The sequence below is a fragment of the Ramlibacter sp. genome (genome assembly GCF_013697775.1).
In the GTDB taxonomy this organism is placed as follows: domain Bacteria; phylum Pseudomonadota; class Gammaproteobacteria; order Burkholderiales; family Burkholderiaceae_C; genus Ramlibacter.
The window spans coordinates 1-13859 of the sequence record NZ_JACCWG010000391.1; the positions used below are offsets into that span (position 1 = coordinate 1).

Consider the following 13859-nt stretch of genomic DNA (forward strand, 5'->3'; position numbering starts at 1 on the left):
GTGCGCATCGGCCGGGCCCAGGTCCACCGCGCCGGGGCCGTGGCGCAGGCGCTGGACCTGCAGCGCCGGGGCGCCGGCGGCGGCCGTCGTGTCGAGAACATGCATGCGGTGGCCCTTTCGCCGGATCGTGCGCAGGCGCGTCCCATCGTGCGCGACGGGCGCGGCGCTTGTGCCGATTATCGAAACACCGGTCGCGGCTTCGCTGGGAAGCCGGAAGTCGGCCTGCTGGAAGAAAGGTGAATCGATGGACATCACGGTCATGGGCTTGGGAATGATGGGCAGCACGCTGGCGCGGCTGCTGTTGCGCGCGGGGCACCGCGTGACGGTGTTCAACCGCACGCCGGAAAAGGCGGCGGCGCTGCAGGCGCAGGGCGCGCACGTGGCGCCCGATGCGGCTGCCGCGGTCGCGGCGGGCAGCGTGGTGGTGGCCAGCGTGAGCGACTCCGCCGCCGCGCGCGACATGCTCGGCGCGCCCGAGGTGCAGCGCCACCTGGCGGGAAAGACCATCGTGCAGCTGAGCACCGGCTCGCCGCAGGATGCGCTGGACTTCGAGGCCTGGGCCACGCAGCACGGCGCGAACTTCCTGTGTGGTGCGATCCAGGCCGCGCCCGCCCAGATGGGCCTGCCCGACACCCCGATCATCGTGTCGGGCAGCCGGGCGGCTTTCGACGCCGCCAAGCCGGCACTGGACGTCTTCGGCGGCAACATCGAGGACCTGGGCACGCGCGCCAGCCTGGCATCGGCGATGGACCTGGCGACGCTGTCCTATGTGTACGGCGCCATCCTGGGGCTGCTGCAGGGCGCGTGCGTGGCGGAAGCCGAAGGCCTGCCGGTGGAGCGGCTGGGCGCGCTGGTGTCCAACATTTCCGCCACCTTCGGGCCGTTCCTGCACCACGAGGCCAAGGTCATCGCGTCGGGCGATTTCAAGGCCAGCGAAAGCCCGCTGCGCATCTCGGTGGATGCGACCGAGCGCATCGCGCAGCACGCACGCGGCGCCGGCATCCATGCAGGCCTGCCGATGCTGGCGGCGGAGCTGTTCCGCAAGGCGTCGCAGGCCGGCTGGGGCGACCAGGAAGCCGCCGCGGTGGTGAAGCTGATGCGGGCGCAACACGCGGGCGCACCGGCCGCGGCCTGAGGCTTACTGCAGCGCCGCCGTCTGCTGCTGGTATTCCTGCCGCTTCATCGCGACGTATGCGCCCGGCTCCATTTCGTGCAGCTGGCGCGGATAGCGCTCCACGCCGTTGATCCAGGCCTGGATGCGCTTGTCCACCTGCTGGGCGGGCGGCGCGTCCAGCGCCTCCAGGTAGGCGTCGATGGCCAGGTAGTAGCGCATGGCGTTGCGCTCGATCGCGCCGCGCACGCCGTTCACGTACTGCGGCTGGCCGTTGGCATCGCGGCCGGTGCTGGAGAAGCCCACCTTCTTCGCGCCGACCGTGGCGAGGTAGGCCTGCATCGCGAACTGGCCGGCGCTGCCGTAGCCGTACGCGTAGCTCAGGTGCATGAAGGTGCGGTTGCCGTCGATGGGAATCGCCGTCATGTTGATGCGGTAGTCGCGCGTGCCGAGCGGGCCGCTCGGCGCGTTCAGGCGGCTGTCGAAGTAATCGGACGAGGCGGCGACGTTGCGGTAGTCGAAGTTGAGCTTGTAGGCCTGCTCGACCGGCTGGTCCGCCTTGCGGCCGATGCGCACTTCAAGCCGCGACGCGTTGGCGCCCTGGCCGGCGCGGCATGACTTCGTGCTGAACGGCAGCATCATGATGTCGCACCAGCGCGCCGGCTCCTTCATGCTTTGGCTCACCTTGCTGAAGGGATGGTCCAGCACGGCGTACACATCGCCCTGCAGCGACCCGTCGCCCTGCGCCGACTCCATGTAGAGCGGGCGGTTGAAGGCGTTGTTGCGCAGCTCGGTGCGCAGGTCGCCGTATTTCTGCCGCAGCGAGCCGGCATCGTCGTCGGCCAGCGCATGCATGCTGGCCAACCCCATCAGGCACGCCGCGGCGGCCTTCAGGACGGAAAGCCCCATGCCACCAGCGAACCCGCCGCGGCCTTGCTGTGTGTGCGTCATACGTGATGCCGTTGGTCTGTTGTGGAGGCGAGCACGCGGTGCTGCATCTCGGCCTGCTCTTCCATGAAGTCGCGCACGTCGAGCTGGACACCGCCCATGAACAGCGAATGCGGCGACACCTCGTACATGAACCAACCCGCCTCGCCCAGGTCGAGCCGCAGGCGCAGCCGCGGATTCGCGATCTGCTCCCAGGTGCGGATCAGCCGCGCGCGCACCAGGTTGTCCGGGCACTGCAGCGACTTGAGCTTGTGGCGGCTCTTCACGAGGTGATTGGCCGCCACGAACCAGGGCGAATTCTTGTTTCGCGCGCGCAGGTTGGCAGAGAGGTCGATGTCCAGCGTGAGCAGGTTGCTCTCCACTTCCAGGGTCAAGTTGCGGCCCAGCACGCCGCCACCCTGTTCGCCGTATTTGTAGGCGAGATGCAGATGCGAGGGAGTCTTGCGCAATGAGTACTTCATGGGTTGAGCAACGCGTATGGCATTGGCTTGCCGGATCAGATTGCTACAGCTGCAGCGTCGGCCCTGTAGGACGGCACAGCGTTCGGCTGTGCGTACTGCCGCGCCATCGCGGTCGCGCTGCCAAGCGCTTTTTCCTACAGGCTGTATCGCGCTTTGGCTGACGGCTGGCACGACGGTGCGCCCGAAGATGAAAGAAGGAATTCCCGCAACGCTTTCGTTTAGGAGAACAGACATGGCAGCTGAAGAACGTGAAGAACGCGACCTGAATCGCGACCCCATCACCGACGAGCCGGGTGCGCATCCGGTGGGTACCGGCGTCGGCGCCGCGGGCGGCGCCATGGCGGGTGCCGCTGCGGGCGCGATCGCCGGGCCGGTCGGCATGGCCATCGGCGGCGTGATCGGCGCCGTGGTCGGCGGGCTGGCCGGCAAGGCCGCGGCCGAAGCGGTGAACCCCACCGCCGAGGAAACGCACTGGCGAGAGAACTACACCAAGGAGCCGTACTACCAGAACGGCCGCAGCTTCGACGACTACGGCCCGGCCTACCGCCTGGGCGTGAACGGCCGCACGCAGTCCCCCGACGAGTGGACCACCGTGGAGCCGCGCCTGGCCTCCGAGTGGGAGAGCACCCGCGGCAACTCCACCTTGAACTGGAACGACGCGAGCCCCGCCGCGCGCGCTGCCTGGGACCGCGTGGACGTGCAGGTGCGCGATTACGACGACAACTTCAACGGCGACCTGGCACCCACCAACACCGGCGCGAATGCCGGCACCAGCCCCGGCGGCAGCAACATGCCCCTGGCCAGCGATGCCGGCAACACGCTGCGCGGCGACATGAACGTGCGCGACAGCACCCTGGGCACGGGGAGCACGAGCGGCATGGGCGGGACCGGCACCACCGGTGCAGCCGCGGCGGTCGGCGCGATGCAGGCCGCCGGGGACAACAGCGGCGACCGGGACGACGTGGTCGACGTGCTGCAGGACCTGGTGGAGTGCAGCAAGGATGGCGAATACGGTTTCCGCGCCTGTGCCGAGCAGGCCGAACGCGCGGACCTGAAGTCGCTGTTTCTGCAGCGCGCCGACGGCTGCCGCAGCGGCGCGCAGGAACTCAACAGCCTGATCAGCCAGCTGGGCGGCACCACCGAAGACGGCGGCAGCGCCATGGGTGCCATGCACCGCGGCTGGGTGGCGGTGAAGACCACGCTCACCAGCTACGACGACAAGGCGGTGCTGGAAGAAGCCGAGCGCGGCGAGGACAACGCCAAGGCGCGCTACCGCAAGGCGGCCCAGAAGCCGTTGCCCGACAACGTGCGCCAGGTGGTGGAGCGCCAGCTGCAGGCCGTGGAGCGCAACCACGACCAGATCAAGCAGATGCGCAACCAGCTCGGCAACGCGTAACCGAGGCATCACGAGGCCGGGCTTGCCCGGCCTCGTCCCCTTGTGTGAGGACCGTCAGGTGGCAGACGAACGCGGGTCACTGAAGACATACAAAGAGAAGCGCAATTTCGAGGCCACGCCAGAGCCCGCCGAGGGCGGCGTGGCGAACGAGCAGGAACGCGCCTTCGTGATCCAGAAGCACTGGGCCACGCGGCTGCACTACGACTTCCGGCTGGAACTCGATGGCGTGATGAAGAGCTGGGCCGTTCCCAAGGGCCCGAGCTTCGATCCGGCCGACAAGCGCATGGCGATGCCCACCGAGGACCATCCCATTGCGTACAACCGTTTCGAAGGCACCATCCCGCCCGGCAATTACGGCGCGGGCAAGGTGATCATCTGGGACAAGGGCGTCTGGATCCCATTGGGCGATCCGCGCCAGGGCTTGCGCGACGGCAAGCTGAAATTCGAAATGCGCGGCCACAAGCTGCATGGCCACTGGACGCTGGTGCGCATGAAGGGCCGCGGCGACGGCAAGCGCGAAGATCCGTGGCTGCTGATCAAGGAACGCGACAGCTTCGTGCGTCCCAGCGCCGAGTACAGCGTGGTGGATGAACGCGCGGACAGCGTGAAGGAGCTGGAAGACCGGCCTGCCGCATCCGACGCAGGCGCGTCGCCCGCGAAGCCGGTCGCGTCAGGCCCGCCGCCCGGCGCGCGCGAGGCCGCCCTGCCCGAGGCATTCCAGCCGCAGCTCGCGACCCTGGTCGACACGCCGCCCGGCGATCCGGAACACTGGATCTACGAAATCAAGTTCGACGGCTACCGCATGCTGGCGCGTGCCGAGGGCGGCAATATCCAGCTCATCACGCGCAACGGCAACGACTGGACCGGCCGCATGCCCGAGCTGGTGCGTTCGCTGCAGGCCATGGAGCTGCCCGACGGCTGGTACGACGGCGAGATCATCATGCCCGGCGACAAAGTGCCGGCCGACTTCCAGGCGCTGCAGAGCGCGTTCGACAGCACGCGCACCGCCGACATCGTCTACTACCTGTTCGACCTGCCCTACTGCGCCGGCCACGACCTGCGCGGCTGCGCCCTGGAGGCGCGGCGCGAGGTGCTGCAGCGCATCGTCGCGCGCAAGCCGCAGGACAAGGTGCGCTTCAGCGGCGTGTTCGACGCCCCTCCCGAACAGGTGCTGGCCTCGGCCTGCCACCTGGGCCTGGAAGGCGTGATCGCCAAGCGGCGCAACTCGGGCTACAGCAACAAGCGCTCGTCCGACTGGATCAAACTGAAGTGCGGACGACGCCAGGAGTTCGTGATCGGCGGCTACACCGACCCGCAGGGTTCGCGCCTGGGCATCGGCTCGCTGCTGCTGGGCGTGCACGACAAGGAAGGCAACCTGCAGTACGCCGGCAACGTCGGTACTGGCTTCAACCAGCAGACGCTGCGCGAATTGCGCGCGAAGCTCGATGGGCTGGGTGCGCAGCGCAGCCCCTTCGCCGCCGGCTCGCAGATTCCGAAGAAGGCGCACTGGGTGAAGCCGGAGCTGATCTGCGAGGTGGCGTTCGGCGAATGGACGCGTGACAACCGCATCCGCCATTCGGTGTTCCATGGGTTGCGTACCGACAAGCCGCCGCAGGCGATCGGGCGCGAGGAAGCCACGGCCGTTGGCCCCGAGAAACCCGTGCCCCCTGAATCCGTTCGCCCTGAGCTTGTCGAAGGGCCCGCAAAGGCTTCGACAGGCTCAGCCCGAACGGAGAAGGCGTCCGCCTCAACGGGGAAAGTGTCGGCCCGAACGGGTGAAGCGGCCACGGTCGCCCTTCCCAACACCCTGCGCATCAGCAACCCGCAGCGCGTGATCGACGCCGAAAGCGGCATCACCAAGATCGCGCTGGTGCGCTATTACGCGCTGGTGGCGCCGCTGATGATGCCGCACCTCAAGCGCAGGCCGATGGCAATGGTGCGCGCACCGGACGGCATCAGCGGGCAGCTGTTCTTCCAGAAGCATCTTGAGCGCTACAAGATGGCCGGCGTGGCGCAGCTCGACCCGGCCGTCTTCCCTGGCCATCCGGCCATGCTGGAGATCGCCAGCCCCGAAGGCCTGCTGTCGGCGGCGCAGATGAACGTGGTCGAGTTCCACACCTGGAACGGCGTGATGCCCACTATCGGCAAGCCGGACCGCATGACCTTCGACATCGACCCGGGCGAAGGCGTCACCTGGCCACAGATCCAGGAAGCGGCGCAGCTGGTGCGCGCGATGCTGGAGGAACTGGAGCTGCCGGTGTTCCTGAAGACCAGCGGCGGCAAGGGCCTGCACCTGGTGGTGCCGCTGCGCAAGAACTTCGACTGGGACACGGTGAAGGATTTCTCCGAAGCCATCGTGCTGCATCTCTCGCGCACGCTGCCGGACCGCTTCGTCGCCAAGAGCGGGCCGAAGAACCGCATTGGCCGCATCTTCATCGACTACCTGCGCAACGGCTACGGCGCCACCACCGCATGCGCCTGGTCAGCACGGGCCCGCCCGGGCCTGGGCATCTCGGTGCCGGTGCGCTGGGACGAACTGGCCAAGCTCAAGGGCGGCGCGCACTGGACGGTGCAGTCGGTGCACGATCGGCTGGACGACGGCAACGATCCCTGGGCCGACTACGAAGGCAGCCGCGCCGGCCTGGCGGCGGCAATGAAAAAACTGGGTTTCGAGCGGAAATAGGGCCCGCGGCGGCAGACCTGCCGGACGCTGCGCGTCAGGCGTCGGGCGCCGTCCATGGCAGCAGGAGGCCCACGCTGCCTGTGGCGTCGTCGCGCGCCAGCTGCACCTGTTCGGCATCGGCCAGCGCCTGCACGTCGCTCCACTCCAGCAGGCGGTAACCCGACTCAGCGACGAAGCCGCCCTCTCCCACGCCCGGCTGCACCTGCAGAGCCAGGTGCGCACCGTCGGGCCGCGCCTCACCGCTGAGCACCAGTTCGGCCGGCGGCTGCAGCGTGTCGGTGGCCTGGATCAGCATGGCGGTGAGCAGGTTGCGGATGGCCGCGCGGCGCACCCGCCCCGGCAGGCTTTCCACCCTGTTGCGCAGCACGTAGCCGCGAAACCCCAGGCTGGTGGCCAGCAGGCCGGTGCATTCGCGCACGCCCTCCTCCACCGTGCAGGTCACGCCGTCTTCGGGCGCCAGCCAGCTCACCACGTCCAGGCAGGAGTCGAGCGCCGCCCGCGCGAAGCCGTTGATCTTGTGCGCGCTCTCATGCACGTTGGCGAGGTCGGGCACGGGGGCACGCAGCCTCCGGTCCATGACCTCGTAGATCATGCCGATAGGCTGGAGATTGACCACCAGGTGGTGGCGCATCGAGGGTGCCAGGCGACGCAGCAGCGCATAGCGCGCGGCTTCAGCCGCATCCTGCGCGGGAACTGGCGTGGCAGGGGGCTCCGGGGAAGCGAGCATAGGGATGAGCGTATTTCACATACGTCATCGCTGTCAACGTAAAAGCCAGCATTCGGCGAGAAAACGTTACGAACGCAACCGAATGACTCATCCCTGCTGAAGCAGCGTAGCACTAGCTCAGCAGGAAACGAGGCCCTGCGGCGGCTCCACCTTCAAGGTGCGCGGCAATGACTTCCAGCACCCCGCGAATCGCGCCGCACACGTCGGGCGACGCGGCCATTTTTTCTTCGGTGGTGCATGCACCGAGCAGCTGGATCGGAATCGAGGCTTGGTCCACGATGTCGGCCGACATCGTGCGCAGCACCTCGCGCAGCGCGTCGTCCGCATGGTGCGCGCGCGGCGAGGTGTTGACCAGCGCGATGGGCTTGCCCACCGTCGGCTCGAAGCTGACCAGCCAGTCCAGCGCGTTCTTCAGCACGCCCGAGATGCCGTGCGCGTACTCCGGGCTGGCGATGAGCAGGGCCTGGGCTTGGGCGACCTGGGCACGGAATGCCTGCACGGGTGCAGGCGGGTCGGCCTCCAGGTCGGGATTGAACAGCGGCAGTTCGCCCAGGCCCCCGAACACCGTAACTTGCAGCGGCGGCGGGGCGAGGCGCGCCGCGACGCGGCAGAAAGCGGAGTTGATGGACGCGGCGCGCAGGCTGCCGGAGATGGCGAGAACGTTCACGTGACGGGTGCGGGGTTGAACAACACCAGCGCATTCTCCAGCTTCCAGCGCTCGGCCCAGGTCCGCTTGCCGCTCGCCGTCTCCAGCAGCAACCGGAACAGTTCCCAGCCCGCCCCCTCGATCGTCATGTCGCCGTCGGCGATGCGCCCGGCGTTCACGTCCATCAGGTCGTGCCAGCGGCGCGCCAGGTCGCTGCGCGTCGCCACCTTCACCACCGGGCAAGCCGCCAGGCCGTAAGGCGTGCCGCGGCCGGTCGTGAACACGTGCAGGTTCATGCCGGCCGCCAGCTGCAGCGTGCCGCAGATGAAGTCGCTGGCCGGCGTGGCGGCGAAGACCAGGCCTTTCTGGCCGGGCTTCACCTTCTCGCCGGGCGGCAGCACGCTGGCGATGGCGGCGCTGCCGCTCTTGACGATCGAGCCCATCGCCTTCTCCGCGATGTTCGACAGCCCGCCGGCCTTGTTGCCCGGCGTCGTGTTCGCGGTGCGGTCCGCGCGGCCGCGCTCCAGGTACTGGTCGTACCAGGCGAGCTCGCGCACGATGTCGCGCGCGCCACGATGTGGTCGACCATGGACAGGAAGCCGACGTGTTCGTCGTCCTGCAGGCGGAGCACGTCGAGTGCCCCGCCTGCCCCGCTTCCCGCATTGCGTTCGTCGCGCAGCGGGATGGTGCCGGGCGGCAGCATGCGCTCAGGTTGCAGCTTCTCGCAGCCCAGGCTCACCACCATCACCTCGCCGCCGAAGTTCGGGTTCAGGCTGATGTTGCGCAAGGTGCGGACGGGAATCTCTGCCCCAGGCGCGTCGATGGCCACGCCGCAGCCATAGCCGTGTTCCAGTGCCACCACGCCGTCCACGTTGGGGTAACGCGGCAGCAGCTCCTCGCGGATGCGTTTGGCGGCAATGTCCACCACGCCGGCCACGCACTGCACCGTGGTGGTGATGGCCAGCAGGTTGCGCGTGCCAACCGACCCGTCAGAATTCACGTAGCCCTCGAAGGTGTGGCCCTGCAGCGGCTCCCACTGCGGCGCGGGGCGCGTGGCCATCGGCAGGTCCTGCAGCTCGCGCGCGGCGGGAATCTCCAGCAGCCGCTCGTGCACCCAGCTGCCGGCGGCGATCGGCTGCTTCGCGTAGCCCACCGGCACGTTGTAGCGCAGCACCGCCTCGCCCGCCGCGATGGCGCGCAGCGCCACCTTGTGGCCCTGCGGCACCGTGTCGCGCAACACCAGGCCGCTGTCCAGCGCCGTACCGGCCGACAGCCCGCCGTCGTTGGCGACGATGGCCACGTTGTCCGCGTCGTGCATGCGGATGGTGAGCGGGGGATGGGCAGCGGGCATGGACGATTCAGGTTACTTCAACAACCCCGGCAGCCACAGCGAGAACGCCGGCACGTAGGTCACGGCCAGCAGGGCCAGGCCGAGCGCACCGTAGAACGGCGCGATGGTGCGCATCACCTGCCCGACCGAGATGCCGCCGATGGCGCAGCCGACGAACTGCACCGTGCCGACCGGCGGCGTGTTCAGGCCCAGCGCGCAGTTGATCAGCATGACGATGCCGAACTGCAGCGGATCCATGCCGAACTGCATGGCGATGGGCAGGAAGATCGGCGTGCAGATCAGGATGGTGGCCGCCATGTCCAGGAAAGTTCCCAGCACGAACAGCAGCACGTTGATCATCAGGAAGATCACCCACGGGCTGGAGCTCACCATCTTCATCAGCTCGCCGGTGCGCTGCGGCACTTCGTACAGCGCCATGAAGTAGCCGAACGCGCTGGAAATGCCGATCAAAAGAAGCACCACGCCGGTGGTCTTGCAGGCCTTGGCGCAGGCCTTCAGGAAATTGGTCCAGCTCAAGGACCGGTAGACGAACACCGTGATCAGCAACGCCCACGCCACGGCGATGGAAGCCGACTCGGTGGCCGTGAACGCGCCCGACAAAATGCCGCCCAGGATGATGACCACCACGAACAGCCCCGGCAGCGCCGCCAGGAACGCCGTCAGCACCATGGCCCAGCCGGGGAACGGGCCGTGCACCGGGTAGCCGCGCCGCACCGCCACCCAGTAGGCGGCGCCCAGGTTGCACAGGGTGAGGATCACCGCCGGCACCAGCCCCGCCAGGATCAGCCCCAGCACGCTGACCGAGGCGATGCCCGCCGTGGCCAGGGTGAAGATGATCATGTTGTGCGAGGTCGGCATGATGGCGCCGACCAGCGCCGCGTGGGTGGTCACGTTCACCGCGTAGTCGGTGTCGTAGCCCTCCTTCTTCATCAGCGGGATCATCACCGAGCCAATGGCCGAGACGTCGGCCATCGGCGAGCCGGCAATGCCGCCGAAGATGGTGCAGCCCAGCACGTTGCTCATGCCGAGGCCGCCGCGCACATGGCCCACCAGGCTGTTGGCGAAGCGCACGATGCGGTCGGCGATGCCGCCGTACAGCATGAGCTCGCCGGCGAACACGAAGAACGGGATGGCCAGGAACGAGAACACCTGCATGCCGCCCACCATCTTCTGGAACACCACCGCGATCGGCAGGCCCGCGGCGACGATGGTGGCCACCGAGGACAGGCCGATGGCGAAGGCCACCGGCACCCCCAGCAGCAGCAGCACGGTGAAGCTCGCGGCCAGGATTGTCAGTTCCATGCCGGCTCCACTTCGGTGCCGCGCAGCAGCGCCACCACGTGCTCGAACGAGAACAGCACGATCAGCACGCCGGCGATCAGCACCGGCACGTAGTCGATGCCGTCTGGCACCGGCAGCATGGCCTTCTTCTCGCCCCACTTGGCCGATGCCCAGACCCAGCCGCCGTAGACCATCATGACGCCGAAGCTGCCTACCAGCAGGTGGATCAGCACCTCGATGCGATGCCGCCAGGCATCGGGCAGCAGCGACACCAGCGATTCCAGGCCGATGTGCCCGGCGTCGCGCACGCCCACGGCCAGGCCGAAGGCGGTGACGAACAGCACCAGCAGCAGGGCCAGGTTCTCGGCCCAGGTGGGCGTGTCGTTGAAGATGTAGCGGCCGATCACCTGCCACTGCACGCACAGCACCACGGCGATCAGCAGGATCACCGCCAGCACCAGGCACAGCTTGGAGACGGCGGCGCAGAAGCGGGTCAGCATGATGGATCCGCCCAGGCGCTTACTTGGTGTCCTGCACGGCCTTGACCATGCGCTTCAAGTCGGGCGTGGTGATGAACTTCTCGTACACCGGCGCCATCACCGCCTGGAACGAGCTCTTGTCCACGTCCACGATCTGCGCGCCCGCGGCCTTCACGGCGGCCAAGGACTTGCTTTCCTGCTCGTCCCACTTGGCCCGCTCCACGGCTACCGATGCCTTGGCGGCCGTGCGGATCATGTCCTGTTCGGCCTTGGGCAGCTTGTCCCAGACCAGCTTGGACATCAGCAGCATCTCCGGCGCCATCGAGTGCTCGGTCTTGGAGAAATACTTCACCGCCTCGACGTGCTTGGCGGTGTCGAACGACGGGATGTTGTTTTCCGCGGCGTCGATCAGGCCGGTCTTCAGGCCGGTGTAGACCTCGCCGAACGGCATCGGCGTGGGGTTGGCACCCATGGCGCTCACCAGCGCGACCCACAGGTCGGACTGCTGCACGCGGATCTTCAGGCCCTTGGCGTCGGCCACGGTCTTGATCGGCTTCTTGGCATAGATGGAGCGCGCGCCGCTGTCGTAGAACGCCAGGCCGATCAGCCCGGCGGATTCGCAGCTCTTCAAGATCTCTTCGCCCACCGGGCCGTCCAGCACCTTGCGCATGTGGTCGGTGGAGCGGAACAGGAACGGCATGGTCGGCACCATGGTGGGCGCGCAGATGCTGTTGAGCGGGGAGATGTTCACCCGCGTGAAGTCCAGCGCGCCGATCTTCACCTGGTCGATGGTTTCCTTTTCGGTGCCCAGCGCGCCCTTGTTGAAGACCTTGATCTTGTGCTTGCCCTTGCTCGCCTTGTCCAGCAGCTCGCTCATGTGCTTGACCGCGACCACCGTGGGGTAGTCGTCGGCGTTGTGGATGTCCGCCGAGCGGAAATCCGCGGCGCGGGCCGGTGCGGCGGCAATCGCCAGCAGCGCGGCGGCGGCCAGGGCCAGGTGCTTGAAGGTCGTCATGCTGTCTCCTTGTGTTGTGTCGGTGCTTGGGAACGAAAAACGGTTTCGGCGATGCCGCGCACGCCGGGCCGCAGCGCCAGCACGGCGCCGTCGAGCGACGCGTCGTAGCCGGTTGCGGGCCGTGCCGGTGGGATCGAGGTGACGAACAGCCAGTCGAGGTCCGGGCCGCCGAAGCTGCACATCGAGGGCTTGCTCACCGGCAGCGCCAGCGAGCGATCGAGCCGGCCGTCGGGCGTGAAGCGGTGCACCATGCCGCCGTCGTTGCCGCAGATCCAGTAGCAGCCGTCGGCGTCCACGGCCGCGCCGTCGGGCCGGCCGGGCAGCGGCCGCATGTCGGCGAAATCGGTGCGGTTGCGCGGCACGCCGTCGTCGCCCAGGTCGAAGCGCCAGATGCGCTGCACGTCGGGATGCGAGTCCGACAAATACAGGGTGCGGCCGTCCGGGCTGAAGGCCAGGCCGTTGCCGGTGACGAGCCCGTCCACCAGCGGCGCGGACAGGCCCTGCGCGTCGTAGCGCAGCAGCACGCCGTCGGCCGCGGCCAGCGCCATGTCGCGCACCATCGTCGTGGCCCAGAAACGGCCCTGGCGATCCAGGCGGCCGTCGTTGAAGCGCATGCCCTCGCGCGCGTGCCGCACGGGCTGCAGCAGCCGGGCGCTGCCAGGGCCTTGCGGCGGCAGGTCGAGCGCGAAGATGCCGGTGTCCATGCCGGCGACGAGGCCGCCGCCGTCGCGCAGCGCGATGCAGGCCACGCGCTCGGGCAGGTCCCAGGACCGCGTGCCGCGCGTCGCCCAATCGTGGCAGCGCACGGCGCGGCCTTCGATGTCCACCCAGTACAGCGCCTGCTCGCTCGCCGACCACAGCGGGCTTTCGCCGACCTTGTCGCGCAGGGCGCAGACGACCTCGACGGCCGGCGTCGACGTGGTGGCGCTCATTCGAACGGACCCGTGCGCACGAAGGCGCCGCCCTGGTAGATGGCGGCGGGATCGGCCAGGTCGATCTTCGGCTGGCGCGCTTCCACGGCGTCGCGGTGCACGTCCGAGCTGTCCTGCGCGCGGTAGCCGATGTGGCGTGCCTTGGTGTTGTCGTACCAGGCCGTGCGGTTGTCGGAGATGCCGTAGACCACCGACCAGCCCACCACCGGCGCCGTGAGGCCGGCGACCACCAGCCGCTCCAGGTCGTCGTAGGACAGCCAGGTGGCCAGCATGCGGCGGTCGCGCGGCTCGGGGAATGACGAGCCGATGCGCACCACCACGGTCTCGATGCCGTAGCGGTCCCAATACAGGCGCGCGACGTCCTCGCCGAAGGCCTTGGACAGGCCGTACAGGCCGTCGGGCCGCGGCGGCGAATCGGCATCGACCACCTGGTCTTGCCGGTAGAAGCCCATCACGTGGTTGGAGCTGGCGAAGATGACGCGCTTGACGCCGTTCTTGCGCGCCGCTTCGTACAGGTTGTAGATGCCGACGATGTTGGCCGCCAGGATCGGCGCCCACGGCTGCTCGGTAGAGATGCCGCCCATGTGCACCACGGCGTCCACGCCCTGCATCAGCTGCAGCACGCCGGCGGCATCGGCCAGGTCCAGCTGCACGCATTCCTCGCCCGCGCCCGCCGGGCCGAGGTCGGCGATGTCGGACAAACGCAAGGCCGTGCAATAGCGCTTGAGGCGCGCGCGCAGTTCACGGCCCAGCCCGCCGGCGGCGCCGGTGAGCAGCAGGCGGTTGAAGGTCAGGGGCGATGCGGGCTGGTCGAGCATGGGATGTCGTC

12 protein-coding genes and 1 pseudogene are annotated in these 13859 nt (G+C 68.5%); 3 read left to right on the plus strand and 10 right to left on the minus strand.

The window, feature by feature from the left end:
- Positions 1-244: 244 nt before the first annotated feature.
- A complete protein-coding gene (locus H0U68_RS19835; protein ID WP_365732231.1) occupies positions 245-1135 on the plus strand; it encodes an NAD(P)-binding domain-containing protein in 891 nt (296 codons plus the stop codon).
- 3 nt (positions 1136-1138) lie between these two features.
- On the opposite strand, the gene H0U68_RS19840 is transcribed toward H0U68_RS19835, so the two are convergent.
- Together H0U68_RS19840 and H0U68_RS19845 are read right to left on the minus strand one after the other, a co-directional pair.
- Entirely contained in the window at positions 1139-2062 is a 924-nt protein-coding gene (locus H0U68_RS19840; protein WP_296358631.1) for a hypothetical protein, read from the minus strand.
- Complete coding sequence (locus H0U68_RS19845; protein WP_296358632.1) at positions 2059-2520, minus strand: hypothetical protein; 462 nt, start codon at positions 2518-2520, stop codon at positions 2059-2061. Before H0U68_RS19845 ends, H0U68_RS19840 begins: the two co-directional genes overlap by 4 nt.
- 232 nt (positions 2521-2752) lie before the next feature.
- On the opposite strand from H0U68_RS19845, the gene H0U68_RS19850 reads away from it, so the two are divergent.
- Both H0U68_RS19850 and ligD read left to right on the plus strand, forming a co-directional pair.
- Entirely contained in the window at positions 2753-3916 is a 1164-nt protein-coding gene (locus H0U68_RS19850; RefSeq protein WP_296358633.1) for a PA2169 family four-helix-bundle protein, read from the plus strand.
- 58 nt (positions 3917-3974) lie between these two features.
- Positions 3975-6599 (plus strand): DNA ligase D, encoded by a 2625-nt coding sequence (ligD, locus tag H0U68_RS19855; RefSeq protein WP_296358634.1) that lies wholly within the window; start codon positions 3975-3977, stop codon positions 6597-6599.
- A 34-nt stretch (positions 6600-6633) separates the two neighbouring features.
- On the opposite strand, the gene H0U68_RS19860 is transcribed toward ligD, so the two are convergent.
- The 8 genes and pseudogenes from H0U68_RS19860 to H0U68_RS19895 form a co-directional block, all read right to left on the minus strand.
- Positions 6634-7326, minus strand: a complete 693-nt coding sequence (locus tag H0U68_RS19860) for a hypothetical protein (protein WP_296358635.1) — start codon at positions 7324-7326, stop codon at positions 6634-6636.
- A gap of 112 nt (positions 7327-7438) precedes the next feature.
- On the minus strand, positions 7439-7993 hold the full coding sequence (locus H0U68_RS19865) for an NADPH-dependent FMN reductase (protein ID WP_296358636.1): 555 nt from the start codon (positions 7991-7993) through the stop codon (positions 7439-7441).
- Positions 7990-9323 (minus strand): annotated as a pseudogene (locus H0U68_RS19870) (UxaA family hydrolase). Before H0U68_RS19870 ends, H0U68_RS19865 begins: the two are co-directional and overlap by 4 nt.
- A gap of 12 nt (positions 9324-9335) precedes the next feature.
- Entirely contained in the window at positions 9336-10625 is a 1290-nt protein-coding gene (locus H0U68_RS19875; protein WP_296358637.1) for a TRAP transporter large permease, read from the minus strand.
- The gene (locus H0U68_RS19880; protein ID WP_296358638.1) at positions 10616-11104 is read right to left on the minus strand and encodes a TRAP transporter small permease; all 489 of its coding nucleotides are present in this window, start codon (positions 11102-11104) and stop codon (positions 10616-10618) included. The genes H0U68_RS19875 and H0U68_RS19880 overlap by 10 nt, the downstream gene beginning before the upstream one ends.
- Positions 11105-11123: 19 nt before the next feature.
- A complete protein-coding gene (locus tag H0U68_RS19885) occupies positions 11124-12098 on the minus strand; it encodes a TRAP transporter substrate-binding protein (RefSeq protein ID WP_296358639.1) in 975 nt (324 codons plus the stop codon).
- Positions 12095-13030, minus strand: coding sequence for an SMP-30/gluconolactonase/LRE family protein (locus H0U68_RS19890; protein WP_296358640.1), 936 nt, complete (start codon positions 13028-13030; stop codon positions 12095-12097). Before H0U68_RS19890 ends, H0U68_RS19885 begins: the two co-directional genes overlap by 4 nt.
- Positions 13027-13848, minus strand: coding sequence for an NAD(P)-dependent oxidoreductase (locus H0U68_RS19895; protein WP_296358641.1), 822 nt, complete (start codon positions 13846-13848; stop codon positions 13027-13029). Before H0U68_RS19895 ends, H0U68_RS19890 begins: the two co-directional genes overlap by 4 nt.
- Between the last annotated feature and the right edge of the window lie 11 nt (positions 13849-13859).

Coding starts and splice junctions, on each gene's coding strand:
- H0U68_RS19835 (WP_365732231.1), top strand. CDS start 245: ATGGACATCACGGTCATGGGCTTGGGAATGATGGGCAGCACGCTGGCG.
- H0U68_RS19840 (WP_296358631.1), bottom strand. CDS start 2,062: ATGACGCACACACAGCAAGGCCGCGGCGGGTTCGCTGGTGGCATGGGG.
- H0U68_RS19845 (WP_296358632.1), bottom strand. CDS start 2,520: ATGAAGTACTCATTGCGCAAGACTCCCTCGCATCTGCATCTCGCCTAC.
- H0U68_RS19850 (WP_296358633.1), top strand. CDS start 2,753: ATGGCAGCTGAAGAACGTGAAGAACGCGACCTGAATCGCGACCCCATC.
- H0U68_RS19860 (WP_296358635.1), bottom strand. CDS start 7,326: ATGCTCGCTTCCCCGGAGCCCCCTGCCACGCCAGTTCCCGCGCAGGAT.
- H0U68_RS19875 (WP_296358637.1), bottom strand. CDS start 10,625: ATGGAACTGACAATCCTGGCCGCGAGCTTCACCGTGCTGCTGCTGCTG.
- H0U68_RS19880 (WP_296358638.1), bottom strand. CDS start 11,104: ATGCTGACCCGCTTCTGCGCCGCCGTCTCCAAGCTGTGCCTGGTGCTG.
- H0U68_RS19885 (WP_296358639.1), bottom strand. CDS start 12,098: ATGACGACCTTCAAGCACCTGGCCCTGGCCGCCGCCGCGCTGCTGGCG.
- H0U68_RS19890 (WP_296358640.1), bottom strand. CDS start 13,030: ATGAGCGCCACCACGTCGACGCCGGCCGTCGAGGTCGTCTGCGCCCTG.
- H0U68_RS19895 (WP_296358641.1), bottom strand. CDS start 13,848: ATGCTCGACCAGCCCGCATCGCCCCTGACCTTCAACCGCCTGCTGCTC.